Consider the following 25,876-nt stretch of genomic DNA (forward strand, 5'->3'; position numbering starts at 1 on the left):
TAAATAATGATTGATTTTTATATCTTTGAACTATGAAAACCTCCGAAACTTTACAGGAATTTTATACAAGGACATTACCCGAAAAAGATGTTTCCAAACTCTTGTGTTGTCCGGGGGTTGGGCATGTCAATATCTTTTCCAGAGACAGTTGTGCCCGGGTTACACCATACAGCCGCAGAGATTACTATAAAATCTCTTTAATTATAGGTGAGGGGACACTACACTATGCAGATAGGTGGATCAGTATAGATCGCCCTGCATTGCTTTTCTCTAGTCCGTTAATTCCTTATTCGTGGGAAGCTACATCAGAAGATCAGGGAGGATGGTTTTGTCTGTTTACTGAACATTTTCTGCGAAATGGGAATATGGGAAATATTCAGGACTCCAATTTTTATAAGATAGGAGGAGAGCCTGTATTCTTTCTGAATGAAGATCAGGTGAAATCTGTGGAACTTCTTTTCTCCAGAATAAAAGAAGAAATAGATGCTGATTATGTCCATAAATATGATGTTATCCGTAACTATCTGCAACTTCTGATGCATGAAGCTATGAAAATGAACCCGGCACAGTCCTATGAGCGGTATAATAATGCCTCGCAGAGAGTGGCTTCACTTTTTATGGATCTTATGGAGAGACAATATCCTATTGATGGTACAGCGAATCCGCTGAGATTAAAATCTGCGGTAGATTATGCTCAGAATCTTAATATCCATGTGAACTCACTTAACAGAGCGCTAAAGACAGTTACAGGAAAGACAACCTCCGAACTGATAGCAAACAGAATCGTTCAGGAGGCTAAGGCTTTATTGAATCATACAGACTGGAACATCAATGAAATTGCATTTTGCCTGGGCTTTGATGACTCTGCTTATTTTACCAATTTCTTCAGAAAACAAACCCGATTATCACCTGTAGCCTATAGAAGTAAGGTTGTTTGAATTTTACAATTTTTAGTTTGAATAATTTATGCACTTCCCTGTAAGCATGACTTAACTTTGTCCTGCTAATGAAATATAATACAAGGGCATTACTTTACGGCTATTCTGATTTATGATTCTGTAAGGGAATAAGAAAATCGAAGATTTTCAGCTTTAGCTTAAGATAAAGCATTATGTTCTTAGGATATTGATTAGAGCCATTTATTTTATGCTTTAGTGTTTAAAAATTAAATTATTAAAAACATCAGGTTATGAATTACAAAACTTTAGGAAAAACAGGAGAACAATTATCCGCTATAGGATTGGGCTGTATGGGGATGAGCTTTGCTTACGGGCAGGCGGATGAGCAAGAGAGTATCAGAACATTACATAAAGCATTGGATTCCGGTATTAATTTCTGGGATACTGCAGATATGTATGCGAATGGTAAAAATGAAGAGCTTATTTCAAAGGTATTAGTTCCCAACAGGGATAAGATATTTATAGCAACCAAATTCGGATTCCGTTTTAAGAATAATGAAGCCGGGCCGAGTAATAGTGCAAATACTTATTTTGACGGATCGCCGGAATGGATTAAACAGGCAGTAGACAACAGCCTTCAAAGGTTAAAAATTGATACAATAGATTTGTATTATGCACACCGTATAGATCCTAATGTTCCGGTAGAGGAAACAGTAGGGGCTATGGCCGAATTAGTGAAAGCCGGAAAGGTAAGATATTTAGGCTTGTCCGAAGCTTCTGTGGAATCTATCAGAAAAGCCAATGCAATACATCCGATTGCGGCATTACAATCCGAGTACTCACTTCTGACAAGAGACGTAGAAGATGGTATCCTTCCTGTGGTAAGAGAATTAGGAATTAGCCTTGTTCCGTATTCTCCTTTAGCCAGGGGCTTATTCAATAATATCAACGAAGTTCAGCAATTAGAAGACAGTGATTTTAGAAAAAGTTTACCACGCTATCAGGAAGCCTATCTGGAAAATAACAAAAATCTGGCTAAAGAACTTAATGAATTAGCAGGCTCTAAAGGTATTACCGGTAGTCAGTTAGCACTGGCTTGGGTGTTGGCTCAGGGAGATGACATCATTCCAATTCCGGGAACCAAGCGGGTAAAATATCTGGAACAGAATATAGAAGCTGCTGCGGTTACTTTTACAGATACAGAAAAGAATGAGATAGAAGAGATTATCAGAAAATTTCCTAATACTGGTCCACGTTATTCTGAAGGTTCTATGAAGTTGGTGAATAACTAAAGTAAAACATTCTGTTTTGAACCTCATAGGTTTCTAAAACCTATGAGGTTTAAAAATAATTTTATCTGTATTTAAATATTGCCAACACTGTAGATAGATGACTTTTGCATTTTCTAAATAACAAATTACTATGTTTATTATATCATTAAACTATCTCTTCGGCTACGCTCAGAGTGACAAATGTCGGGTAAATAGGTAAAGAAAGCTTTATTAAACCTCATAGGTTTTTTAAAACCTATGAAGTTTGAAAATAATTTTATCTGTATTTAAATATTGCCAACACTGTAGATAGATGACTTTTGCATTTTCTAAATAACAAATTACTATGTTTATTATATCATTAAACTATCTCTTCGGCTACGCTCAGAGTGACAAATGTCGGGTAAATAGGTAAAGAAAGCTTTATTAAACCTCATAGGTTTTTAAAACCTATGAGGTTTGAAAAATAATAAATTGTAAACAAAAAACAAATAATACTATATGCTTAATAAGCAGCTTGAAACAAAACACCAGTTCATAGCCACTATTCTTGCCTTTGCCGTTATTCCAATGTCGGGATTAGCAACGGATATATACCTGCCATCTATGCCTAGTATGGCTGAAGACCTGCATCTGCCGGAAGCAAGAATACAGCTTACTTTAACCTTTTATCTTATTAGTTACGGTATTTCTCAATTTTTCTCAGGAGCGCTTGTAGATGCCTTTGGTCGCTATAAGATCAGTATTATGGCATTGTTACTTTTCGTTGTATCCTTCTGGATTACCGGACATACTCAAAATATCTATGTTATCTATCTGATGCGGATTGTACAGGGAATACTGTCCGGATTAGTGGTTGTGTCCAAACGTGCATTCTTTGTAGATGTTTATGAGGGAGAAAAGAGAAAGCATTACCTCAGTATTATGACTATCGTATGGTCATTAGGTCCTATTATAGCGCCTTTTATCGGTGGCTATTTACAAAAGAGTTTTGGCTGGCAGTCTAATTTTACTGTGTTGGCAGCTTATTCATTACTTATTTTGGTTTTGGAGCTGGTATTCTCTGGAGAGACTCTCAAAAACAGAAATCCTTTTCATATTAGTTTCTTATGGAATGAATTTAAAACCATGCTGGGGACATTAGATTTCTTTTTTGGAATGCTAATGTGTGGTGTCAGTTATGCACTGATTATGTTTTACAACCTTTGCGGACCGTTTATCATAGAGCACAAGTTGGGGTATTCATCTGTAACAACGGGTTACCTTTCTCTTTTAATGGGATTGGCATGGATGAGTGGTGGTTTTCTTGGAAAAGCATTGATCTCTAAGCCTTTCCTGCCAAAGCTAAGATATTCCAACTTTATACAATTGCTCTTTATAGCGCTGATGTTTGCAAGCTCATTCTATATAGAGAATTTGTTTACACTGGTTGTTTTTGCTTTTGTAATACATGTTACCGCAGGTTTTATGTTCAACAATTATTTTGCATATTGTTTAGGACGCTTCCCGAAATCGGCTGGAATCTCTGGCGGAATTACAGGTGGAGTGGTATATATTATAACTTCCATTGTTAGCTATGGTATAGCTGCAGTAGTAAAACCTGTACAACAAACTGGTATTGCTGAGGGTTACTTTGCTATTGGTGTTTTAGGTTTTATTATTTTATCTTTTATTAAACGTAAAAAAGCACATATCTAATGAACAGACGAGAACTATTAAAAAAAGGAAGTATTGCAGGACTGTTTAGTTTGTTACCTGCAACCAGTTTACTAGCTGAAGTTGCGAAACCTAGTGCTAAGGGCACTAGAGAATCGTTAGCAGGTTACAAGAAAATACAAGTAGGAACACTAGATCTTTACATTTTGTCAGATGGCTATATCCGAGACACAGATGTGGATGGATTTGCGCCGAGAGCAGATGTAAAGGAACTTAAAAAGTTATTACGAGATAACTTCCGTTCGGAAGAATATATTGATATGGCGATGAATGTTCCATTGGTGAAAACAGAAAACAGACTGATTCTGATGGATGCCGGAATGGGAATATTTGCTGATGAGAATACAGGGCTCCTGCTGGAAAGCCTTGCTAAAGCAGGATTTAAGCCGGAAGATATTACCGATGTATTTATTTCTCATGCTCACCCGGATCATATTGGTGGTCTTATTGATAAAGCCGGAAAATTAGTATTTCCAAATGCCGCTTATTTCATTAATAAAATCGAATACGACTTTTGGATGCAGGCTACAATAAAAGATTTTGCAAATAGTGCACTGAAGAATAAGCCGGATTTTCTTTTACAGATTATAGCAGGAATCAGAAAGATTCTCACCGTTATAAAACCCAACACTAAATATTATGATTTCAATATGCCGCTGTACCAGTATTTCAGTTTTGTACAAGCTCCGGGGCATACTCCGGGATTAACGCTTTGTAAGATAAAATCGCAAAATGAGGAAATACTCTATATGGCAGATTTAATTCATTCAGATGCTTTATTATTTCCACATCCGGAATGGGGCTTCTCCGGAGATACTGACCTGGATCTGGCTGCAGAGTCCAGAAAAAATATACTGAGTTATCTGGCAGATAACAGGCTACAGGGCTTAGGCTACCATCTTACATGGCCGGGAACTGGATATACCAAAAAATCACAAAATGCTTTTCAGTGGCTTCCAAAGGCTTACTTTACACCATAAGCCAAAGTAAGAAATTAGAATTACGAAGTAAAAAAAGTATATTGATTTTTGAATATAGAGGAATGTGTTGAATGCTTTGCGTATAAAACTTTATCACCATTTAGAGCCTCTTCAAATCTTATTGTTAATGCTCTTCGATAATTTAGTTCGTCAAGCTCACTATAAACTGGCTCATTACAGGCTTGGCTTAGAGTAATATTGTTCGTTCAATATATCTTTCTTTTAGGAGTGTCAGGCCTGTCGAAGCCTAATATTTTTTTAATCAAATTTAAACAGGTTCTTAGTCATTTAGAAAATTAAGCATACAACAAGAACGTAATTATCTATATTTCTTAATGATTTAAAATAGATGATTGAGGCTTAACCATAGTTGCCTGGATAAATATATAATTCTAATTTATTTTTTATTTTTTATCTTTGGGATTCCTAAACTTTAAGATATGATAACTAAACAGAATTTTGCCCGTGTGGTATGGTGGCGGTATGCGAAAGCACCGTAACGTTCTTAAAGGCGTAGGACACCTAAGCCGCGCGGGTTTACATATTTTCCTAAACTTTAAGACTATGACACCAAAGAAAAATTCCATTATTCTAAATGGAGAAGAAATTAGTGTAGACCGCTATTTCGAAGCTTTTGACAACGAACCCAATCAGACAGATTTTTGCACCAGAATAGGAATTTCCAATTATCAGGAGATTGGCTATTTACAAAGTTCCGTTTTATCAGTATGCCGACAGGCTTTAGAGACAGATGAGCAAATAGCAGACGGATTGGATTTTTCCCGGATGCTGGAACTGGTACAAAGGCTTATCCCACATGCGGAGCTAGAGTTATTGACCAGAATGTATACTTTAAGCAATACAAAGTAGCAATACTTAAATTTTTATGTTTTAAAACACAAACCCCATGGATTTCTGAAACAAACCTCATAGGTTTTAAAACCTATGAGGTTTATGCGCATCTTTTAGGTAACTCTTGCGCAGGAAACAAACAAAACATGCGCAAGAAATGAACAACTCTTGCGCATGTATAAGGTAACTTCTGCGCATCTGTTAGAGAAAAGATGTGCAGAAGTTTTATAGAGGTTATTTTACCTTCTGGAAAGTGGCTGTTTTCAATGCATCCAGAATACGTTTCCCCGGACGATAATTTACTTTTGCCGCTTTTATAAGGCTGCTACTAAATTGATCCTCTTTCTCTGCAGCTTCACTACTCAGGCTGGGATATAGACTGCCCAGTTTGTCCAGACGCACAATTTTGCCATTGATCAGATTATCCTGTATTACGTTCTCCAGGGCGATAATTACACCGCGGATATCCGCTTCAGACAAAGCCGAGAACTTCTCAATCTGCTTTACAATGTCATCGATACTTACTTCGCCATCACTACTTACAATGGCATACCATTTTTTTGTTCCGCCACCGGTAACTCCCGGCTCGCCACGTTCGATTACGTTATACTTTATTGGCATAAAAAAATATTTAGGTTATACTAGCTGCAATTCTTGCAGTTTTTATCTTAGTCTATGTAGCTTTTATTGGGTCTTATTGTCTCATTTTTTTCGGATACATCTAATAGCGGCACCAATACTGGGATGAGGGCTGGTTGTTGCTGTTGTATCATCGAATAATGAGCTGGAGTTCCAATATCTGGCTTTTTTTCCCCGGTCAATAATATTTCCAGGAGAATTTCCTGTACTTCGGAACCCAGCAGCAGGAAATACCAACTGGACATCACTCCTTTTACTTTGTAGCTTTCTGCCATAGCTATAGCTGCCATATATTCCTACTGTAGTATTATTTGTAAAAGCAATCAGTTTATCATATTCATCTTTTGTCGGTATACGATATCCTGATGATTCTGTTTCGCAGGGGTCATTGGTATTCCAATAGTTCCCGTTCGATTCCCAACCAGACACTGTTCCACCATTCTGGTCATCGTATTGTGAGAGATAACTTCCGGATTGACCTGTGTAAGCTCCGTATGTGTACTTAGCTCCGTGAATTTCTGCAGAAGGCATATCTGGATCTGATAGTGCAGGGTGATTTGCAGTGGTTCCTAAATTAAATCTATCCCACTGATATCCACCAATTACGGCATAGCGTCCATCATTTTTACTTTGAGTAATACCAGCTCCATCAACATATCTGTCACTATTGAATTTCAATTTTAAAGTGTAAGATTTACCAGGCTGAAGCCCATTATCATTCGTCCCGTTTATGTTTATTGTTATACGAGTGCTATTAAAATCATTACCAATCACAATAACTCTGGAGGGGATAATCAGTGTGCTTTTATAGGCCGTATTTTTGCCTGTATTTATAATGAATGTTTTGGGTATTGTGGTAATGTTTGGAATTGCAAGTCCCTGATTGTTCCCATCGGTGATGCTTGCATTTTTCATGTTCATATTACAGGCTACAAAAAAATCCGGGATAATTCCTATAAACCCACCGGTATTATTATTTTCTAAAGGATAACCCCCTTTTATATAGCCTGATTGTCCGGGAGTTCCTTTAGCATTGCTATCGTCAACACTTATAGAAATTCTGCTGAATTGATGTTTCAATATTACACTTATAGGGGTATTTCCTCCCGATATCATTACATTTTCGTTGATAGCGTACAATAGATCTGTTCCAGCTTCTTCACCATTCAGACCTGTAAGATTTAGTTTAGCCTGATTTAGATTGGTTGTTGGCGCAGGAGGTGGAGGAGTGGTCGTATTTAAACTATAGGTAACAAATGTATATTTTTTGCCTCCCACCATATTGATATTTGCAAATAATTGCTGATTGGGATTGCTGGTGCTGCCAATATCCTGTGCGGTATAATCACCGGTTTGGGCATCATAAGCTACAATGCGGAATTGCCGGGCTCCCGGCAGAAAAGATCTTGGAGAAGTTTTTAATACTGTATTGTCTACAGAAAGTTCTGAGACGATACTGAATGCGCCCGATGTAAACTCTTCTCTATTGGTGAGACCTGTGTCTACATAATTTGATTTTGTATTGACCTGGCTTCTTGCATTAACTTCACCGAAGTTTTCCACACCGATATTAAAGCTTATTCCCTTTATATTTTCAGTTGTTGTATCTTGTTGCTCGCTCCGACAGGATGTCGTAAATAATAAACTTCCACCGAAACTTAATAGGTATAGTGTTTTTAGAAATGTTTTAGTCTTCATTATGTTTTTAGTTTTAGTTCCACCATTCATCTTCCGGTTCTCCGGTGCCGGCACTTCCGCCATCTATCCAGGGATCAGCTTTTATACCGCCACCACCTGGATTTATCTGGACTTTTGAGCCATTTGCAATGCCTTCTTCCATTTGGATGTATAACATTTCTATTACAGGAGGGATGTACTCTTTTTTAGGGAGTGCAGGTTTCATTTTTTCTTCTTCTTGTTCCATCATAACATTTTAATTTTTAAATCGAATTTATAGTCTTATTCCCAGCGCACTTTGCGCCAGATGTATGATATTCAGTAAAATATTGTGAAGTAGTTTTGTACGTATAAAAGAAAGTGGTTCTGTAATCTGCGGCAAAGTTAGACAGCCTATGCATACCATAAAATGACAGAATTCTGTCATTTTTAATGTGTTATGAAAAATTAGAATAACAAATAAAGAGTCGGGATAAGAAAAAAACCTGTCAAAATTAATTTTGACAGGTTTTTTATTTATAAAGTTGTTTAACCTTTTTTATTAAATCACAAAAGCTTTACTTTAAATACTTTAGTGATTTTTTAAGTTTAAATATTTTGCGCATAGAAGTTTATATAAACCTTTAAAAATCTTTGATTTTTATTCTTTTTGAGAACTTTTATCATATCTAACATCTCTGCAGGTAGCTTTTGTTTCTTTTGTGGTTAGGCTTAAAATGAGTTTTAAGCAGAATTATTTATACTTTTAATGTCCTGCTAAAAAGTTTAAACAAGTTTGATATATGTTTATTGACTGAGTTAACGCATTAAACCGAAAATGTCGTTTAAGTAAAAACCAATCTGAAACTGATAACGGTCGGTATTGGAAAGCATCTGATTCATTAGTCCGCCCTCAATCCGCATTTTGTCATTGATAACATAGCCTACAGCAGCATAAAGTCTGTTTCTGTCAAAAGCTTCTTTCTTGGCATTGATAAAGATTTCATCATATATACTGGCATACCAGGTATTCTTAATAAGGGATGTATTGTTGAAAGGAACAATAACACCAAGCTGATAACGGAATCTTACCTCAGTTTTGGGTTGGAGAAATCTTTCCTCAATTCTGTAACGGTGATTTAGCTGAACTCTGCCAAATTTCTGTTTGGTTATAAACTGTTGGAATAATCTATGCTCGTCCAGTTGGGAGATGTTCTGATCTGCATCATAGTTGTGAGAATGTACATAAGCATAACCCAGTAAAATATTATTATTGTTTTCAGAAAGATTATAACCAATACCTGTTCTTAGCAAAAGCTGATTAAGGTCGCCTATAAAGTCGTAATTCCGGTATTGTACTTCATAATGGATATTGAATTTTGAATTGATCTTTTCGTTACCAAAAAGCATCAGCCAATTGCCAACGTCCGATTTTTGTGCTGCCAGTAATCCGAAACTTATGCCTGCCAGGAAGGCGAATGTTCTCTTAATCATGTATCAGGTTTTTACAAATATAGATAAAAACTATTATTAAATATAATTCGATATAGTACTTCTACGGAATATATGGTTTATAACAATAAGCTTTAAACCACATAGGCTTATAGGATTTACATATAAAATGAAGTATACATAGGAAAGCAAGCTTTCAAACATCAGCTATGTATACTATGTCTCTATGTGGTTGTAAAATAAAATTAAACCCTCAAAAACCATTGATAAATTAAGGTAATTGAGGGTTCTTTATTGTTTAGAAATTTATCTTTTATTTTTTCATTTTACTGAAAGAATACATTAGATAAAACAGGAAAGGAAGTATAAATACACATCCCAGCATGAGTGCCCAGCCTAATGCTTCCAGCGTTTTTTGTGGAGCAGCATATTCCAATAACGATATATGGCTTCCGTTGCCTAATAGTATGATATTAGGATTGTGCTGATAGGTTGCGGCTACCAGTATCATAATAACCTGAAACCCTGCCAATACTCTTACCGGAGTTAGCTTTTCTTCACGCATGCAATAGAAGATTAAGCCCAAGGCAATTGTAGCCAATGTAATTGCTATAATCCCTAATGGTTTGGAGAATATCCACATAATTAAAGGAATACCAGAAAGATGGGCTGCAAGAAATACCAATGCCCCTGTAATGACAACAAATAACATCATTTGCTTCGTCTTACGAATCATTAATTTTAATTCAGCTTTATCTCTGGTTTCTCTCAATGAAAATACGGAAGCCAGGTAAGCACATAAAGCAATGGTAAAAAGACCTACAGAGACACCAAACCAGTTGAGCCAGCTAAAGATGTAAAGATCTAAAAATCCAGTAGCATCGGGATTAATAGAGTAGGATACAGTAGCTGCTGCTATAAGCCCCAGGAAAAAAGGTGTAAGCAGGCTGGCATAATAAAATATCTGAGTATACAGAACCTGCCACTGATCTTCTACGGCATCATAATGTCTGAAGGTAAAGGCTGTACCGCGGGCAATAATTCCTACCAGCATTAATACCAAAGGAATATGCAGGTAGGTAGACATTAGTGCATAAATCTTCGGAAACCCAACAAACATGACAACGATGGCAATAATAAGCCACATGTGATTGGCTTCCCAAACCGGAGCAATAGATTCGTACATAATCTTTCCGGTTTTGTGTCTTGCCTTTTTATTGGTGAATAACTCTACGATTCCTGCGCCGAAATCGGCACCGCCAAGAATAAGGTACAGACAGATAGACAACCAAAGAAAACCTATTATAATGTATATCATTTTTTCTGTTTTTTATCGTTAAACAATGCGTCTGTAGGATCATATAATTTCGGAACCATTTTAATCTGTCTTCCGATAAGGAACATCAGAATAGCAGATAATGATATAAATACAAAAGTGAAGAAATAGAAAGAGTATTGTATCCCCGGCATTGGGGTAACTGCATCTACAGTCTTCATGACTCCATAGATAATCCAAGGCTGGCGTCCAACTTCTGTTACAGTCCATCCGGCTTCTAAAGCGATGTAACCAAAAGGAGTTGCTATAAAGAAGGTTTTCAGTAACCAGTTTTTTGTCAGCCATTCCTTTTTAAAGAAGAAAGAGTAGAGGTATATGGCACCAATAAGCATCATTACTACCCCGAAGAAAATCATAATCTGAAATGCAAAATGCGTTACCGCTATTGGAGGCCATTCATCCTCAGGGAAGTCATTTAAACCTTTTACCTCTGCGTTAAAATCTCCTTTAGCAAGAAAGCTTAGCACCTTCGGTACTTTTACCGCATATTTTACAGTTTTATTTTTTACATCCGGAATACCACCTAAAACAAAAGAAGCGCCTTTTTCACTTTCAAAATGAGCTTCCATAGCAGCAAGTTTTATAGGCTGTCTTTGTGTAACAGACTTGGCTGCAATATCACCGCTAAATGGTGCGCCAAAAGCACCGATAAGGGCAAATCCAACAGCTATTCTGAAAGCTTTGGTATGGAACGTTACATTTTTCTTTTTCGTAATAAGGTAAGCATGAACACCTGCAACTGCAAAACCTGTAGCACAGAATGCTGCAACAGTCATATGAAATGCCTGCGGAAACCATGCATCGTTAAACATAGCAGCGATGGGATCTATATTAATATATTGTCCGTTCACATAATCGAAACCAGCAGGACTATTCATCCATGCATTTGCAGCGACAACCAGAATACCGGAAGCCAGTCCGCTTACACCCACCAGAAATCCGCAAAACCAATGGAACCATTTATTGAATTTGTCCCATCCGTAAAGGAAGAATCCCAATGCAATAGCTTCTATAAAAAATGCCGTTCCCTCCAATGAGAATGGCATTCCGAAAATAGGACCAGCGTGTTCCATAAACTTAGGCCACAGCAACCCTAATTCAAAAGATAACATCGTACCGGATACAGCTCCTGTAGCGAACAATATAGCAACACCTTTGCTCCAGGCTTTAGTGAGTCCTTTATAAATCTCATTTCCTGTTTTCAGATATTTCCAGTGGGCGTAGGCCATTAAAAAGGGCATTACCATTCCGATACACGAAAAGATAATATGAAAGCCCAGTGACATGGCCATTTGCGATCGGGCTGCTATAAAATCGTCCATAATATTGATTTTGACGAATTAAAATTAAGTATTATTTCTTCTAAAAGTACATACTTTAACATGATTTTAAACACTGATAAATTCCATACAGGCTATGCTGATAAGGTGTATTTTTATATGTTGGTTATAGCACATATATGCCTAAAATTTCGTATATTTGTAGTTATTGAAAAATGTAATTTTGAATGAGTAATAAACAATATACGGCCAGTAGTATTCAGTCGTTAGAAGGGATTGAGCACGTACGTCTTCGTCCTTCCATGTACATCGGTGATGTCGGGGTAAGAGGTTTGCACCATTTGGTATATGAAGTTGTAGATAACTCTATTGACGAGGCTTTGGCAGGTTACTGTGATACAATTACTGTAACCATAAAAGAAGGAAATGCTATTGAAGTTAGTGATAATGGTAGAGGTATTCCTGTAGATTTCCATGAAAAGGAGCAAAAATCGGCTCTTGAGGTGGTAATGACCAAGATTGGTGCCGGAGGTAAATTCGACAAGGATTCCTACAAGGTATCAGGTGGTTTACATGGTGTAGGGGTGTCTTGTGTGAACGCACTTTCTACAGATATGATTACGACTGTTTTCAGAGACGGACATGTTTATCAGCAAAAATATCAAAAAGGGCGTGCTGTAACCGAAGTTGAAAAAATAGGAGACAGTGATAAAAAAGGTACTCTGCAGTTTTTCCAACCAGACGATACTATATTTACAGAGCTTGTATATAATTATGATACATTAGCATCCCGTTTACGTGAGCTTGCTTACCTAAACAGAGGTATTACAATTACATTAACAGACGAACGTAGTAAAGACGAAAATGGAAACTTCAAAGTAGAAACTTTCCATTCGGAAGGCGGTCTTAAAGAGTTTGTTGAGTTTATCGATGGAAACCGTGAATCTATCATGGAACACGTAATCTTCATGGAAGGTGAACGTGATGATATTCCGGTAGAAGTAGCGATGCGTTATAATACGTCATTCAACGAGAATCTTCATTCTTATGTAAACAATATTAATACGCACGAAGGAGGTACGCACTTAGCAGGTTTCCGTAGAGCGTTGACCAGAACTTTGAAGAAGTATGCAGATGATCTTGGATTGCCTGCAAAAGAGAAAGTAGAAATTACAGGGGACGACTTCCGTGAAGGATTGACAGCTGTAATCTCTGTAAAAGTTATGGAACCTCAGTTTGAAGGGCAAACTAAAACGAAATTAGGTAACTCCGAAGTTTCTGGTGCTGTAGATAAGATTGTTGGGGAAATGCTTACTAACTTCCTGGAAGAAAATCCAAATGAAGCGAAGACTATCGTGCAGAAGGTTGTTTTAGCTGCAAAAGCTAGACAGGCTGCTAAGAAAGCCCGTGAAATGGTTCAGCGTAAATCTCCAATGGGAGGTTCCGGATTACCTGGGAAACTATCGGACTGTTCTTCTAAAGATCCTGCTGAATCCGAACTATTCCTTGTGGAGGGAGACTCCGCAGGTGGTACTGCAAAACAGGGTAGAGATCGTCTGTTCCAGGCTATTTTGCCACTTAGAGGTAAGATTCTGAATGTAGAAAAATCTATGCTGCATAAAGTTTATGATAACGAGGAAATTAAGAATATCTATACAGCGTTAGGGGTAAGTGTTGGTACTGAAGAAGACAGCAAGGCACTAAACCTTACAAAGCTTAGATACCATAAGATTGTTATTATGACCGATGCCGATGTGGATGGGTCTCACATTTCCACATTGATTCTTACATTCTTCTTCAGATATATGAAGGAGCTTATTGAAAACGGTTATGTATATATCGCTTCGCCACCATTATATTTGGTTAAAAAAGGTAATAAGAAAGTATATGCATGGAACGAGAAAGAGCGTGAAGAACTTACTCAGGAATTATCCAGAGATGGTAAAGGAGTAGAAATCCAGCGTTACAAAGGTCTTGGGGAAATGAATCCTGAACAGCTTTGGGATACAACCCTAAACCCGGAACACCGTACCCTAAAGCAGGTTACTATTGATAATGCTGTAGAGGCAGATAATGTATTCTCTATGCTAATGGGTGATGAAGTTCCGCCACGTAGAGATTTTATAGAGAAGAACGCAGTTTATGCTAAAATCGATGCTTAATTAAGCATTTATAATAAAGTAAGAAGACCGGAATGAATTCCGGTCTTTTTATGTTTATATTTCTTAATTATTTATTCCTCCTCACTAAGAAGATTGCTTACATTATCCCAGTTCTCATCATCATATATTTCACAATTAAAATTGACCAGTCTATTCTCGTCTGATTCTATTTCATTTAGCTTCTGAATAACGCGCTCTACATCATCAGCATATAGTTCTATCGCTATGCCGTTATCTGTTGTGATTCTGGCTACTATATGACAGACACAAACTTCCCTTAGCTGTTCGATGAAATAATCCTCAATGCCAGCGTAATCCAAATCGCTATTTTGAAGATTAAATTCATCATTCTGAAGATCTACAGAAATATAACAGTTAAACATACATTCCTTTTTATAAGGATAATTGGCATATGCTTTGTCAACCCAGCATGTACCGGGTAATCCTGATTCCGTATCCATTAAAAAGAGTGTGATACTATTTGGAGGATATATTTTCTGATCGTCCGTTTTAATTTCATTCCATTCCATGATTGCAAAGAGTTTCTATAATAGATTGGCTAATTTATCACTATAATTTGATTTATGTTTCTGCCATTCACATAAAAAATAGAGTAGGAGAATACAGCGAAATAAAGATCCCTATTTCTTACACATCCATAGAACACAACTCCTTTGCTATAGGAATATCCGCAGCAGCTAATTTCCAGTTGAGAAGTTCTGATTTTTCGACCCATTTATATTCGTCATGGTCAGTAAGTACACAAACGGATTGTTCCGACCTGCATATATAAGCAACAAGTTCGATTGTAAAAGTGTCATAATTGTGGACAACAGTCTTAAAATATTTACCTATATCAACCTTAATTCCGAGTTCCTCTTGCAATTCCCTAACTAAAGATTCCTCTTCCGTTTCTCCGACCTCAATTTTCCCACCCGGGAATTCCCAATAACCACCCAATGATTTTTCAGGTTTGCGCCTACAAAGCAAAATTCGCCCTTCATTGAATATAACCCCGCAAACAACCCTAATCGTACCCATGACTTTTTCTATGATATAACAAATTTAATTTACTGATAATATGCGTTTTATGCACTATTAATTCACCCATTACAGCACCAACCAATTTCAAATCATCCGTAATAGAAAATGTCCCCTTGTCAAACATCACATGATGATTCGGGCAGAGGCAAATCATGTTGTCACTGCTATCATGCCCATCATGAGGTCTGCCCAAAGGCTTTATATGCGCACCCTCTGCATAGCCACCCGATTTCGTAGGGATAGTTTCTCCACATACCTGACATTCATAATTATACAACTTCTTCACATCATGAGCAATCCTGGTATCCCTCACAATTCGCAAGACAGTACCCTCCTTTCGTTCAGTAGATTTATTTAAATACTTTAACTCAATCCTTTCCGGAGAGCTTCTCTCAGGATTCTGTCCACTATACTCCAGACGTACCCTACAAATTATAAAACCACTTTTTCCTATCTCTTGCCAGGCATCCACCACACTGTATAAACCAGCATAAATATAACCCGTTTTCGGTGAAAATTCAGATCGATGCTTATAACCCCGAATCACCCTAACAAGCAACCCCTGATCCATACTAATAAGCAAACCCTTATTATCACTCTTATCCCAACTCTGATCCTCAATTTGTTTTCCCTTCCCATCATTGCCACCAGCTCCCGTATATATAATCTCATCTCCAGAATCCAAATCATCCTCATATCCGCCAGAAAGCACAATAGCAGCAACACCATCCTTAGCATTGCCATCAATGCCCGCTCCCCATTTTCTATGAAAACCCGAAGGCATCATTTCCTTTCTACCTTCAAAAAAATGAACTTCCTCAATGCCTCTATTTCTCCAAATACAATTGGTCGAGTCATACAATCCTTAGTAACTAATCTCAGTGTACTAAAATACATTTAATCAATGGTGTATACAATTGTTAATACTGTTTATAATAAACATTATAACATTTATTCAACCAAATATAAACGTATTAAAATACTGAAGCGACGAAATAATAAAACCCACTGATTTATAGACACCAAACCACCGGAACAGCACTAAAAATCAACAAATAATAAGCAACGCCGATATATTTGAGAAAACCCTAAAAAAGCAAAATATAAAACGCTGGCCCATTCGCCTAAACCACCTACAAATCCTTCTTTATCTGCAAAAGATAACAGCAGCATCCTTTTACAGAAAATGCCGACTTTTCAAAAAGATTTTCCTTTGGGCGTGCCCCTACGGGTCGGGCTATCCGCTACAAGTCCTCGCTCGTGCCTCGCTATGGGCTTTTCGCTGCTATCCCTCACGCAAATCCAGCATAAAATAGAGTGGGGAACTAAACCGAAATAGGATGAGTGTGTCTTACAAAAAATATATAGAAGTATATAAATGTAAACAGTCAACCAAGTTTGGTAGCCAAAAAAACTGATAGTAAGATATTCAGCAACTTATGATTTCTAAGCAATCAATACTTCCTAATGCATTGCGTTTACTGGGAAATTAATGTAATTATTGTTAACATTTTCTCTTGTATTTATAGAAAATTTACCATAGATTTGTAACCAATGTCTAATGTTGTACAATTTGGTTATGAGTGAATATTTAACGATATCAGAAACGGCAAAACTTCTCAATAAAAGTACAAAAACTTTGCGTCGTTGGGATGAAGAAGGAAAATTAATAGCAGTTCGAGAACCGATGAGCAATTATCGGGTTTATAGAAAAGATGAAGTAGAAACCCTATTTGCTGAATTTCTCCAAGCAGATGTAAACGAAGTTATTTCTAATTTCGTTGAACCAGAAAACGAATATAAAGTATTAGAGCTATTTGCAGGCGCAGGCGGTTTGGCTGTAGGAATGGAAAAAGCCGGTTTGAAATGTGAAGCATTAAACGAAATAGATAAATTTGCTTGCCAGACCTTACGCAAAAATCGTCCGAATTGGACAGTTTTAGAAGGAGATGTCAAAAACTTCGATTTTTCAGAATATAATAATAAAATACACGTAGTCACTGGAGGTTTTCCTTGCCAGGCGTTTAGTTATGCCGGCAAAAGGTTGGGGCTTGAAGATGCCCGTGGTACGCTTTTCTATGAATTTGCACGTGTCGTAAAAGAAGTAAATCCTCCAATCTGTATTGGCGAAAACGTGCGTGGCTTACTAAGCCATGACAATGGTAAAACGCTACAAGGTATGATTTCAATTTTGGATGAAATTGGCTATAATGTCGTTCCTGTTGAAGTCCTAAAAGCTATCCATTACAAAGTTCCTCAAAAACGGGAGCGCCTTATCTTGGTTGGAATACGAAAAGATATTAATATAAAATACGAATATCCTGAACCGTATAAGAAAATCTATAATTTAAAAGACGCCTTGAAAAAAGGTGAACTATATAATTCCGATGTTCCAAAATCTAATGGAACCAGCTATCCTGCCAACAAGAAAGCCGTTTTGGATTTAGTTCCACCAAAAGGCTATTGGCGCGATTTGCCTGTGGAGCTTCAAAAAGAATACATGGGAGGAAGCTTCTTTCTGGGTGGAGGAAAAACAGGAATGGCCAGACGAATTGGTTGGGACGAACCTTGTCTAACCCTAACATGTAGCCCTGCACAAAAACAAACAGAAAGATGCCATCCAGACGAAACCCGTCCGTTTACTGTTCGTGAATATGCACGTATTCAAACCTTTCCGGATGAATGGGAATTTGTAGGTCCATTATCGCAACAATACAAGCAAATAGGAAATGCCGTTCCGGTAAACTTGGGACGTGAAGTTGGTTATTCTATAATTAAGTTTCTTAACAAGTATTACAACTCGTCAAACCCTAGGTAATAGCTATAATTCTCGAAAGTTATTTGATTAAGAATAGAACGTTTTGATTTTTCGGTTTCGGAAGTTATTTCTTCCAAAGCCGAATTTTCTTTTCCGCCTTGTTCTAATTTCAACGACTTCATATAATCATCAATTGCTATTGGCAAAGCTTTATATAACTGCAAAAGGGCATCCTTTTCTCCAGAAAGCAAAGCATAAAATTGGTCGCCAGAGATTTTAAAAACCCTCGAGTGGCTGTATTCCTTTCCATTAATATCTCCTTTCCAATGCTCATTGAAACTGCCTTTTGCCAAAATCTGAACCCAATAACAGTTTGCTTTTTTGTAATCATCTGCATATCGAGCCAATTTTTGAAATAAAGCCTCTGCCGAGCTACTGTTCATCGTATTATGTTTGTTCTTAATGTCAGCAAACAAAGTATTGTCTGTTGCTTTAATATCGAAACCACTTAATTTTCCAACTTCATAACCTTTTATTCCTCCTAAAATCTGTTCGTGAAAAGTCCCGATAGAGTTATTAATAGATTTGTCTATTTGACGAAGAATTTCAGCTTGAATTAAATTGTCTTCACTTATGCCATTAAATTTTGAATCAAAAGTCAGTTTTATAGTATCTACTTTATTTGCATAAAACGTCTTCTTAGAGATATTGTTTTTAGCTTTTAAATATGATTTGTGCAAATTGTCAATACACATCAATAAATGCTCATCAGAAATAAAGTTTACATATTTGTTTGCCATTCGATTTTAATATTTAATTTTTATAGTTGCTAAGTTACATTTTTTAATCATCTTCAAGAACATCTAAAAATACGTTATTTCCGCTAATGAGAATGTCTATGCCATAAAACTTTCCTTTGGGCGTGCCCCTACGGGTCGGGCAGAACTTTGTTCGCAAGTTTCATTAAAAGCAAATGAATATTGCTTTTCTTCACTTGTGCTACAAGTCCTCGCTCGTGCCTCGCTGTGGGCTTTTCGCTGCTATCCCTCACGCAAACCCGTCATAAAATAGAGTGGGGAGCACAGCCAAATCATCGCATCATCTTTTTCTTTTAAAAGACTAAAATCACCAAATAATCCCTACCTTTGATAATATCAAATGATACTATCATCGATGAAACCACCCTATACAATAACCGACAAAATTCTGGCATTAGTAGCTTCCATTTCAGAAAAAATAGGAGAGATCAACGCCTCACATCTCTATAAACCTGCCACCGAATTAAGAAAGAAAAACCGAATCAAAACCATTCAATCATCCTTAGAAATAGAGGGCAACACCTTGACCGAAGAACAAATTACCGCCCTATTAGAAAACAAAAGAATCATTGCCCCGCAAAAAGATATTTTAGAAGTTCAGAATGCCATAAAAGTATACCAGCAACTCAACCAATACAATCCCTATCAGCTAAAAGACCTCATAAAAGCACATGCTGTCCTCATGAATGGATTAATTGACAATCCCGGCAAACTAAGAACCACCAATGTCGGAATCGTAAATGGCTCAAAAGTAGAACACATCGCACCAAGCGGAACCATGATAAACGGATTAATGAAAGACCTTTTTCATTATCTAAAAGCCGACAACGACTTAACCCTCATCAAAAGCTGCGTCTTCCACTACGAATTCGAGTTCATACACCCATTCACAGACGGAAACGGAAGAATGGGCAGACTTTGGCAAACCCTAATCCTAATGCAACAATATCCTGTTTTTGAATACCTACCCGTCGAAACACTCATTAAGCAAAAACAAAACGAATATTATAACAAGCTCTCCGAATCCGACAAAAAAGGAAACTCAACACCCTTTATCGAATTCATGCTCGGCATTATTTTAGAATCATTAAACGGACTTCTGCAAACCCAATCCGTAACACTTCACACAGAAGATAGAATAAGTTTATTCAAGGAGAAAATCGCCAAAAATAAATTCACCCGAAAACACTACATGCAAAGCTTTAAAAACATATCCGCACCAACAGCAAGCCGAGACCTAAAATGGGCTGTTGAGCATGACCTGCTACACAAATTCGGAACATTAAGACTAACCGAATATCAGTTTAAATAACAACCCCTAAAAACATTTTCCTTTGGGCGTGCCCCTACGGGTCGGGCAGAACTTTGTTCGCAAGTTTCATTAAAAGCAAATGAATATTGCTTTTCTTCACTTGTGCTACAAGTCCTCGCTCGTGCCTCGCTGTGGGCTTTTCGCTGCTATCCCTCACGCAAACCCAGCATAAAATAGAGTGGGGAACATACAAAGAGGATTGTTTTATTAAATAATTGGAAAGAGTATATAGAGATAGGATAGTCTTACTTTTTTAACCTTTCCTCTCTATGATATTTTAAGTATTTTTTATTATCATTTTTAATATCAATAATAATGTTATAGTCAATACCTAGTTTGTCAAGATTATTTAGGGATTTTGAAATAATTATTTTTCCACTATCATCGAATGAAATAAAACCTAAATCAAAAAGTTTATCATAGGTTGGTAAAAGTAATAAACCGTTATGTTTATCAATTTTTTCTTGGTTTGTTGATTTTTTCCAAGGTTTAATATGTGATGCGATTAAAAATCGACTATCTTCAAATTTTGAAATGGCACAACCTTTCCATAGTTCAATTAATTCTTCTCTGAATTTTCCTTGTCCAATACGACTTAAAATAATTGATTCTTTTTCAAGATTGGTTAAAGTCTTGTCATTCTTTATTTGATTAATTTGATCTACAGTATCATCTAGTTTTCTCTCATTAGTTTCAAAAAATTCTATATAAAGATCCCAGGAACGACTATACATTCTGTTCCCTTTTTGATTCTTTTGAAAAAACTCATCATTACCGAAATATTCATCTTTTAATAAAAGTAAATCTTTCAAATTTTTTATTTCATATAAGTCAATGTCTTTGTTAAAAGATTTTTTGAAATGGTTTGAAATAGTAGTTATTGTGTTGGAATATTTATCAGGTCTAGTTACTTGTGGTTTATTTTCAATAAGCCAATTTTGAAACTGTGTTTTGAAATTCATTTTCTTTCTAATGTGGTACTATTATTCTGTATGTATCTGCTTTATTTTTAAGCATTACCAGCAGCTATTTCCTCTCCTGCTTCATTTGGATCCCAAGGAGTAATACCTGTCCTAAAGAAATGAGAACCAAATTTACCTAATATTTCATTTGTTAATTCGTCACTCAAAGTTATTATACGTTCGTAATTGTCTTTCAAGTCTTGTTTCTCTATCATAAAATATTTTGATAAAGATAATTTCCCACCCTCAAAAATTGGGGAGGGAGGTAAGTGCCTATCATAACCTGAAACCGTCGGATCGCCTTGAAGCATTTTAGAAATTTTATCTTTTTTAGATATTACTTCTTTCCAAATAAAAGGACATACCAACACAGAGGTATTTCTAATAACATTACATCTAGGAGTTAATATGAAAATAAAATCTTCTGTATCTTTCTTTCTGAATATATCCCCAGTCCACACAGGAATAGAACCAATACGTCTTATATAATGTTCTGTTGTGCTTACAGTTTCTTCAATAACCTGACCATCTTCATTAAGTTCTGGAAGTAAGAGTTCAAAAAGTAAAGTTCTTACAGCTATTCTTTTGAAAACTTTTTTAATTCTATCGGAAACATTTTCGGCTGGTTGGCCACCTCTAATATTATTTATTATTTTTTCAATTTCATCATTTCGCAGAAATTGTTTGGTAAATGCATTGTGCAAATCAACATGTATTTGCTTTTCTAACAAACCACCCGGACAAAAAACATCTATAAAACCAGAATTATAAAAAAGAGAAAATTTATCTATAACGTTTTCTTTAAAATTATCACTTCCTTTATCAACTTTGAAAACGGTACCACAATTGTCGAAAGTATCAGTTAAAGCCTGAAGATAACCACTATATACAAATATTGGTATATTAAAAACTGCATATCCATTCTTTACATCTTCAAGAAATGTTGCATCGTTTTGATTTATTTCGCCAGAAGTAGGCTCTTCACTCAAAAGATCGAATACTAGTCCCTTTATATTACCCTTGTTTTCAGAAAGTACAATATTAAATTCTTCTTTTGTTTCACAAATGATATAATCTACATCAATACCACTTTGATCAAATAAATCTTTTGATGGCCTAAGAATACCTTTAAGATCATTATCTAAATGAATTATTACTCCTTTTTTATCCATTGCTTCCTTTTTTAATGATAATTGCGGGGCCATCTTTTCTGTTTTCTGCCCAAATATTCCAATCATTCCTGCTAAGGATACTTTGGGTAAATGCAAGACCAAGTCCTGTCGCATTTTTTTCAGATCTTGTAGTAACCCCATAATTAAAGATATGATCGATTAATTCTTCGTTAATGAATGGTCCTGAATTACTTATTATGAAAGAATCTTCTTCAATATAAAATCGGATTTCTCCCGGAGTTTCAGATTTTTTAATCCAGTAAACTGCATTGTTTATAATATTTAGAAATGCTATCCAGAATGCATATTCAAGATCAGTTATTTCATATTTCTCCAATCTTTGATCCGCAACAATAGAAATTTTATAATCGTCAATATCTGATTTATAAAGATTACACACCTTTAAAAACGTGTTATAAGGCGCAAATTTCTTGCTTCTTGAACGTCCAATTGCTGGTTGTAACGATTTTCTTAATTCAGTCAATACATCTGTAGCATAATTCAGAGTAGTAATGTCTTTTACGAAATTATCTAAGGCATCTGAACTAATTTTTGACTTCTTCAAATCAAGAGATGATTTTGTGGTTCTTAATCCAGATATTGGTTGTGCCATTTCGTGATAAACCAGTTCAATTCCACTTCCCAAAGAGGCTAGACGTTCAGAAAAAGAAAGAGACTCTTCAATATTGTCCATTGAAGTGGTTACTTCTTTCATAAATTTTTCCGAATAACTTATAATTGCCGGTGTAGCATCAAGATGATGCAACCTTGACATATATTCTTCAAAGTCTGGACGCTCATGTTTACTTGTAGGAACTCTACCTAAACCATGCAATAATCTGTAGTTATATCGTTTTTTTCCGAGAAAGGAGAAAATCTCTTTCATAGTAGTCTTAACCTGTTGGAATGCTTTATTTTCCAGAAAACCTTCTCTATTTGTTTTTTCTTCCAGATTATCATTTTCAGGAGAATAGAAGAATACATATCCCAAAATCTGGTTTGTATTTACATTTCTTCCAGGGTTTTGTACACGTGCTTTAGAAAGTTCAATCCAGTCTTCAACTTCATCGCCATACGGTTTTACTCCAAAACCATTTTTAGAAATTCTCATTCCTTGAAAATTTTTAAAAACAGAACGGAACTCCGCAGCGCTTTTTAATTTGGATTCTTTAGCAAGTTTCTCCAAATTATCCTTTTCTCCTATATCATATATCCGTATATCGAAGTAATATTCTCCTGTTTCATTTACTTCTGTATCAGCAAAGAGATTTGTTTGAATTTCATTTTTATCTCTAAAATCACTTTGCAATAGTTCAAAAGATTCTTCTTTTGTATCGTTTTCTAGCCTTTTATAAGATATATAACCTGATACATCTCCATCTTTTGAAACTTTTCCATAAATCCTGTAGTCATAAGCAGATTGTATAGGAACAGGGTCAACAGGAAGCCATTCTACCTCATTTTCATTCTGATCAGGCAAAAGGTTTGTTCCGTATTCTATTGAGAATTTACTTTTGGAAGCCGCTATCTCTTTCTTGTTATTGATTAGCTTTTTTTCCTGTAATTCTTTCTGAATTTCGTTATTGAGATTTAATGGAGTAATGAGAGTAGCAAGGGCTTTATAAAAACTTGTGTTTTCATAAGTTTGTGATTGTCCCAGAAGCTCAAGCTGATTATGTTCTTCCCTAAGTATTTTTAATACCGAATCGTCCAGAGACTCAATTATAATAAGCGTTCCTTTCTCAAAAGAATCCAGTTTTGCAATTTTGAGAAAATTCAGTAATGCACTATTTACATTTGTTTTTCTTTCTTTCAGAATTTCTCGATCCAAAAAAAGGGATGTATAATCAGATATTTTATCGCCAGGAAAATCAATTGCAGACAACAGTACTTCCTCTTTAAATGCTTCACGATTTACGGTTATCCAGTTATAATCTATTGTATTAACTTCTCGGGTAATAACCGTTACGTTTTCGCCTAATGCCATTGCGGCTAATCTCCCAATTCCTTTACTACCAAGTTGATTTCTTTCGTATATAGCACTTTTACTATCAGCTTTTCGTTTAGAACTAACGGATGGTTTTAACCAATCGCCAAATAATGTGTCATAACTCATTCCTGAGCCATTATCGTAGACTATTACAAAAGATTCGGATGAATTTGGTGAAGAAGAAAAGTACACCTTGCAAGAAAGTGCATCTGCATCATACCCGTTTTTAACCAATTCATTTATTGCAGTACTAGGATGACCAATTAATTGTTCTCCCATCTGAATAATTGACATTGCTCCGGGTTGAAATGTATGTCTTCTTATTTTATTTTGTTCTGGCATTATCTAATATCTTATTTATTTGCTCCGCAATTTTCTCAGCCATTAGCGGAGGAACTGCGTTTCCTATTTGTCTGAAAGCCGATGTTCTGGGTTGATTTTCTTTAATTCCTTCAAAATAATAATCATCGGGAAAGGATTGTATTCTCGCGGCTTCTCTTACAGAAATAGACCTTAGTTGTTTTTTATCAGGATGAATAAAATGATGCCCATCTTTAGCAATATGAGCAATCATTGTATGAGGTTCTCTGTCTACTACTTTGAATCTGTCCAGAAAATCAGAAATATTTTTCTGTGTTCTCATTTCAACCGGAATCTGATCATTTTTTAATCTTTCGCCCTGTTCAAGATACTTTATTGCAAGTTTATATATCATCAGATCTCTTTCATTATGAGGGCGGGTAATATGCTGACTTACAAAGTCAATTCCGTTTCGGATGGCATTGTTGGTCAAATAATCGTTCGTTTCTTTATAATATTTATGAGTCTTTTTATTTTCGCCCGGCTTTATTGGTGGTAAGTCCGAAAATATAATATCTCTATAATATTTGTCATTGATTGCAGGAATATCCGGATATGAAAAGTTTAATTCTTTTTTCCAACCAATAATAATCACTCTTTGTCTGTGCTGAACAACTCCATAATTGTAGGAATTAAGCAGTTTAGCCTCTACTTTATAGCCTAATCTTTTATAATAGCTTTGAAGATTTTTATAATATTGACCATCTGCCGCAGATAATATTCCCGGAACGTTTTCAAAAACAAACATTTTTGGGCTATATTTTTTCAGAAACCTGCCATACTGAATATACAACCTTGTTCTTTCATCATCTTTTTTATGCTTTAGCGGAGCTCTTCCTACAATAGAATATGCCTGGCAAGGCGGCCCACCAATGATGAGATCCACAGATTCTTTACCTAATAAGCCATCAATTGAATTAAAAATTTCATTATTATCTTTTCCAATTTCAGCATTGATTACACTATTCAAAATATTTTCAGGAACATGCGAATACAATTCTTCTCTGCTTATTTTTCCTTTCAGATATTCATAATATATATTTATTTTTCCTATTTCATGAAGAAAATGAAAAGCAACTCTTGTTTTTAGTGTGTAACAAGCTGCTCTGTCATACTCAACGTGTGCAACAGGTTCAAACCCTGCTCGGATGAATCCTTCTGATAAACCACCAGCGCCGGCAAAGAGATCTATATAATTCAATTGTTTCATTGATGCT

22 protein-coding genes are annotated in these 25,876 nt (G+C 36.0%); 8 read left to right on the forward strand and 14 right to left on the reverse strand.

Annotated features, from left to right (window positions below):
- Window positions 1-32: 32 nt before the first annotated feature.
- The 5 genes from BAZ10_RS02270 to BAZ10_RS02290 all read left to right on the forward strand — a co-directional run bounded on the left by BAZ10_RS02270 (window position 33) and on the right by BAZ10_RS02290 (window position 5,736).
- On the forward strand, window positions 33-938 hold the full coding sequence (locus BAZ10_RS02270; RefSeq protein WP_078770667.1) for a helix-turn-helix domain-containing protein: 906 nt from the start codon (window positions 33-35) through the stop codon (window positions 936-938).
- Between the two features lie 251 nt (window positions 939-1,189).
- Window positions 1,190-2,191 carry an aldo/keto reductase gene (locus BAZ10_RS02275; RefSeq protein ID WP_078770668.1) on the forward strand — a complete coding sequence of 334 codons (1,002 nt, stop codon included), beginning with the start codon at window positions 1,190-1,192 and terminating at the stop codon, window positions 2,189-2,191.
- A gap of 480 nt (window positions 2,192-2,671) precedes the next feature.
- Window positions 2,672-3,868, forward strand: coding sequence for an MFS transporter (locus BAZ10_RS02280; protein WP_078770669.1), 1,197 nt, complete (start codon window positions 2,672-2,674; stop codon window positions 3,866-3,868).
- Window positions 3,868-4,866 carry an MBL fold metallo-hydrolase gene (locus tag BAZ10_RS02285; protein ID WP_078770670.1) on the forward strand — a complete coding sequence of 333 codons (999 nt, stop codon included), beginning with the start codon at window positions 3,868-3,870 and terminating at the stop codon, window positions 4,864-4,866. The genes BAZ10_RS02280 and BAZ10_RS02285 overlap by 1 nt, the downstream gene beginning before the upstream one ends.
- A 564-nt stretch (window positions 4,867-5,430) precedes the next feature.
- Entirely contained in the window at window positions 5,431-5,736 is a 306-nt protein-coding gene (locus BAZ10_RS02290) for a hypothetical protein (RefSeq protein WP_078770671.1), read from the forward strand.
- 216 nt (window positions 5,737-5,952) lie between these two features.
- Here the strand turns inward: BAZ10_RS02290 and BAZ10_RS02295 are convergent, their stop codons facing one another.
- The 6 genes from BAZ10_RS02295 to BAZ10_RS02320 form a co-directional block, all read right to left on the reverse strand.
- Window positions 5,953-6,339 carry an HU family DNA-binding protein gene (locus BAZ10_RS02295; protein ID WP_009088312.1) on the reverse strand — a complete coding sequence of 129 codons (387 nt, stop codon included), beginning with the start codon at window positions 6,337-6,339 and terminating at the stop codon, window positions 5,953-5,955.
- 81 nt (window positions 6,340-6,420) lie between these two features.
- Window positions 6,421-8,055: a hypothetical protein gene (locus BAZ10_RS02300; protein ID WP_078770938.1), complete on the reverse strand. Its 1,635-nt coding sequence runs from the start codon at window positions 8,053-8,055 to the stop codon at window positions 6,421-6,423.
- A 13-nt stretch (window positions 8,056-8,068) separates the two neighbouring features.
- Window positions 8,069-8,284 carry a hypothetical protein gene (locus BAZ10_RS02305; protein WP_078770672.1) on the reverse strand — a complete coding sequence of 72 codons (216 nt, stop codon included), beginning with the start codon at window positions 8,282-8,284 and terminating at the stop codon, window positions 8,069-8,071.
- A gap of 548 nt (window positions 8,285-8,832) precedes the next feature.
- Complete coding sequence (locus BAZ10_RS02310) at window positions 8,833-9,507, reverse strand: DUF2490 domain-containing protein (protein ID WP_078770673.1); 675 nt, start codon at window positions 9,505-9,507, stop codon at window positions 8,833-8,835.
- Between the two features lie 271 nt (window positions 9,508-9,778).
- Window positions 9,779-10,783 (reverse strand): cytochrome d ubiquinol oxidase subunit II, encoded by a 1,005-nt coding sequence (locus tag BAZ10_RS02315; protein WP_078770674.1) that lies wholly within the window; start codon window positions 10,781-10,783, stop codon window positions 9,779-9,781.
- On the reverse strand, window positions 10,780-12,123 hold the full coding sequence (locus BAZ10_RS02320) for a cytochrome ubiquinol oxidase subunit I (RefSeq protein WP_078770675.1): 1,344 nt from the start codon (window positions 12,121-12,123) through the stop codon (window positions 10,780-10,782). The genes BAZ10_RS02315 and BAZ10_RS02320 overlap by 4 nt, the downstream gene beginning before the upstream one ends.
- Before the next feature lie 185 nt (window positions 12,124-12,308).
- Here BAZ10_RS02320 and gyrB point away from each other — a divergent pair, with 185 nt between their 5' ends.
- Entirely contained in the window at window positions 12,309-14,243 is a 1,935-nt protein-coding gene (gene gyrB, locus BAZ10_RS02325; RefSeq protein ID WP_078770676.1) for a DNA topoisomerase (ATP-hydrolyzing) subunit B, read from the forward strand.
- Between the two features lie 71 nt (window positions 14,244-14,314).
- Here gyrB and BAZ10_RS02330 read toward each other — a convergent pair whose 3' ends face one another.
- From BAZ10_RS02330 to BAZ10_RS02340, 3 genes are all read right to left on the reverse strand, one after another.
- Window positions 14,315-14,773, reverse strand: coding sequence for a DUF695 domain-containing protein (locus BAZ10_RS02330; RefSeq protein ID WP_078770677.1), 459 nt, complete (start codon window positions 14,771-14,773; stop codon window positions 14,315-14,317).
- A 118-nt stretch (window positions 14,774-14,891) separates the two neighbouring features.
- The gene (locus BAZ10_RS02335) at window positions 14,892-15,284 is read right to left on the reverse strand and encodes a (deoxy)nucleoside triphosphate pyrophosphohydrolase (RefSeq protein ID WP_078770678.1); all 393 of its coding nucleotides are present in this window, start codon (window positions 15,282-15,284) and stop codon (window positions 14,892-14,894) included.
- Entirely contained in the window at window positions 15,271-16,149 is an 879-nt protein-coding gene (locus BAZ10_RS02340; RefSeq protein ID WP_221407193.1) for a YDG/SRA domain-containing protein, read from the reverse strand. The genes BAZ10_RS02335 and BAZ10_RS02340 overlap by 14 nt, the downstream gene beginning before the upstream one ends.
- Before the next feature lie 717 nt (window positions 16,150-16,866).
- Between BAZ10_RS02340 and dcm the strand changes: the two genes are divergently transcribed.
- Window positions 16,867-18,105 carry a DNA (cytosine-5-)-methyltransferase gene (gene dcm / locus BAZ10_RS02345; RefSeq protein WP_078770680.1) on the forward strand — a complete coding sequence of 413 codons (1,239 nt, stop codon included), beginning with the start codon at window positions 16,867-16,869 and terminating at the stop codon, window positions 18,103-18,105.
- Here the strand turns inward: dcm and BAZ10_RS02350 are convergent.
- Window positions 18,081-18,845 (reverse strand): Eco47II family restriction endonuclease, encoded by a 765-nt coding sequence (locus BAZ10_RS02350; protein WP_078770681.1) that lies wholly within the window; start codon window positions 18,843-18,845, stop codon window positions 18,081-18,083. The two genes, dcm and BAZ10_RS02350, sit on opposite strands and share 25 nt — an antisense overlap.
- Before the next feature lie 373 nt (window positions 18,846-19,218).
- On the opposite strand from BAZ10_RS02350, the gene BAZ10_RS02355 reads away from it, so the two are divergent.
- A complete protein-coding gene (locus tag BAZ10_RS02355; protein ID WP_185116492.1) occupies window positions 19,219-20,175 on the forward strand; it encodes a Fic family protein in 957 nt (318 codons plus the stop codon).
- Window positions 20,176-20,420: 245 nt separating this feature from the next.
- On the opposite strand, the gene BAZ10_RS02360 is transcribed toward BAZ10_RS02355, so the two are convergent.
- From BAZ10_RS02360 to BAZ10_RS02375, 4 genes are read right to left on the reverse strand one after another with little or no spacing between them, the layout of a single operon-like run.
- Complete coding sequence (locus tag BAZ10_RS02360) at window positions 20,421-21,137, reverse strand: HNH endonuclease (RefSeq protein ID WP_078770683.1); 717 nt, start codon at window positions 21,135-21,137, stop codon at window positions 20,421-20,423.
- 47 nt (window positions 21,138-21,184) lie between these two features.
- On the reverse strand, window positions 21,185-22,342 hold the full coding sequence (locus tag BAZ10_RS02365; protein WP_131828784.1) for a hypothetical protein: 1,158 nt from the start codon (window positions 22,340-22,342) through the stop codon (window positions 21,185-21,187).
- The gene (locus BAZ10_RS02370) at window positions 22,302-24,641 is read right to left on the reverse strand and encodes a sensor histidine kinase (RefSeq protein ID WP_078770685.1); all 2,340 of its coding nucleotides are present in this window, start codon (window positions 24,639-24,641) and stop codon (window positions 22,302-22,304) included. Before BAZ10_RS02370 ends, BAZ10_RS02365 begins: the two co-directional genes overlap by 41 nt.
- On the reverse strand, window positions 24,625-25,869 hold the full coding sequence (locus BAZ10_RS02375; RefSeq protein ID WP_078770686.1) for a DNA cytosine methyltransferase: 1,245 nt from the start codon (window positions 25,867-25,869) through the stop codon (window positions 24,625-24,627). Before BAZ10_RS02375 ends, BAZ10_RS02370 begins: the two co-directional genes overlap by 17 nt.
- Window positions 25,870-25,876: the final 7 nt, after the last annotated feature.

Origin of the sequence: Elizabethkingia occulta (genome assembly GCF_002023715.1) — a bacterium.
Lineage (GTDB): Bacteria > Bacteroidota > Bacteroidia > Flavobacteriales > Weeksellaceae > Elizabethkingia > Elizabethkingia occulta.

Excerpts from the sequence above, each read along its gene's own strand:
- BAZ10_RS02270 (WP_078770667.1), top strand. The coding sequence starts at position 33 with ATGAAAACCTCCGAAACTTTACAGGAATTTTATACAAGGACATTACCC.
- BAZ10_RS02275 (WP_078770668.1), top strand. The coding sequence starts at position 1,190 with ATGAATTACAAAACTTTAGGAAAAACAGGAGAACAATTATCCGCTATA.
- BAZ10_RS02280 (WP_078770669.1), top strand. The coding sequence starts at position 2,672 with ATGCTTAATAAGCAGCTTGAAACAAAACACCAGTTCATAGCCACTATT.
- BAZ10_RS02285 (WP_078770670.1), top strand. The coding sequence starts at position 3,868 with ATGAACAGACGAGAACTATTAAAAAAAGGAAGTATTGCAGGACTGTTT.
- BAZ10_RS02290 (WP_078770671.1), top strand. The coding sequence starts at position 5,431 with ATGACACCAAAGAAAAATTCCATTATTCTAAATGGAGAAGAAATTAGT.
- BAZ10_RS02295 (WP_009088312.1), bottom strand. The coding sequence starts at position 6,339 with ATGCCAATAAAGTATAACGTAATCGAACGTGGCGAGCCGGGAGTTACC.
- BAZ10_RS02300 (WP_078770938.1), bottom strand. The coding sequence starts at position 8,055 with ATGAAGACTAAAACATTTCTAAAAACACTATACCTATTAAGTTTCGGT.
- BAZ10_RS02305 (WP_078770672.1), bottom strand. The coding sequence starts at position 8,284 with ATGATGGAACAAGAAGAAGAAAAAATGAAACCTGCACTCCCTAAAAAA.
- BAZ10_RS02310 (WP_078770673.1), bottom strand. The coding sequence starts at position 9,507 with ATGATTAAGAGAACATTCGCCTTCCTGGCAGGCATAAGTTTCGGATTA.
- BAZ10_RS02315 (WP_078770674.1), bottom strand. The coding sequence starts at position 10,783 with ATGATATACATTATAATAGGTTTTCTTTGGTTGTCTATCTGTCTGTAC.
- BAZ10_RS02320 (WP_078770675.1), bottom strand. The coding sequence starts at position 12,123 with ATGGACGATTTTATAGCAGCCCGATCGCAAATGGCCATGTCACTGGGC.
- gyrB (WP_078770676.1), top strand. The coding sequence starts at position 12,309 with ATGAGTAATAAACAATATACGGCCAGTAGTATTCAGTCGTTAGAAGGG.
- BAZ10_RS02330 (WP_078770677.1), bottom strand. The coding sequence starts at position 14,773 with ATGGAATGGAATGAAATTAAAACGGACGATCAGAAAATATATCCTCCA.
- BAZ10_RS02335 (WP_078770678.1), bottom strand. The coding sequence starts at position 15,284 with ATGGGTACGATTAGGGTTGTTTGCGGGGTTATATTCAATGAAGGGCGA.
- dcm (WP_078770680.1), top strand. The coding sequence starts at position 16,867 with ATGAGTGAATATTTAACGATATCAGAAACGGCAAAACTTCTCAATAAA.
- BAZ10_RS02350 (WP_078770681.1), bottom strand. The coding sequence starts at position 18,845 with ATGGCAAACAAATATGTAAACTTTATTTCTGATGAGCATTTATTGATG.
- BAZ10_RS02355 (WP_185116492.1), top strand. The coding sequence starts at position 19,219 with ATGAAACCACCCTATACAATAACCGACAAAATTCTGGCATTAGTAGCT.
- BAZ10_RS02360 (WP_078770683.1), bottom strand. The coding sequence starts at position 21,137 with ATGAATTTCAAAACACAGTTTCAAAATTGGCTTATTGAAAATAAACCA.
- BAZ10_RS02365 (WP_131828784.1), bottom strand. The coding sequence starts at position 22,342 with ATGGCCCCGCAATTATCATTAAAAAAGGAAGCAATGGATAAAAAAGGA.
- BAZ10_RS02370 (WP_078770685.1), bottom strand. The coding sequence starts at position 24,641 with ATGCCAGAACAAAATAAAATAAGAAGACATACATTTCAACCCGGAGCA.
- BAZ10_RS02375 (WP_078770686.1), bottom strand. The coding sequence starts at position 25,869 with ATGAAACAATTGAATTATATAGATCTCTTTGCCGGCGCTGGTGGTTTA.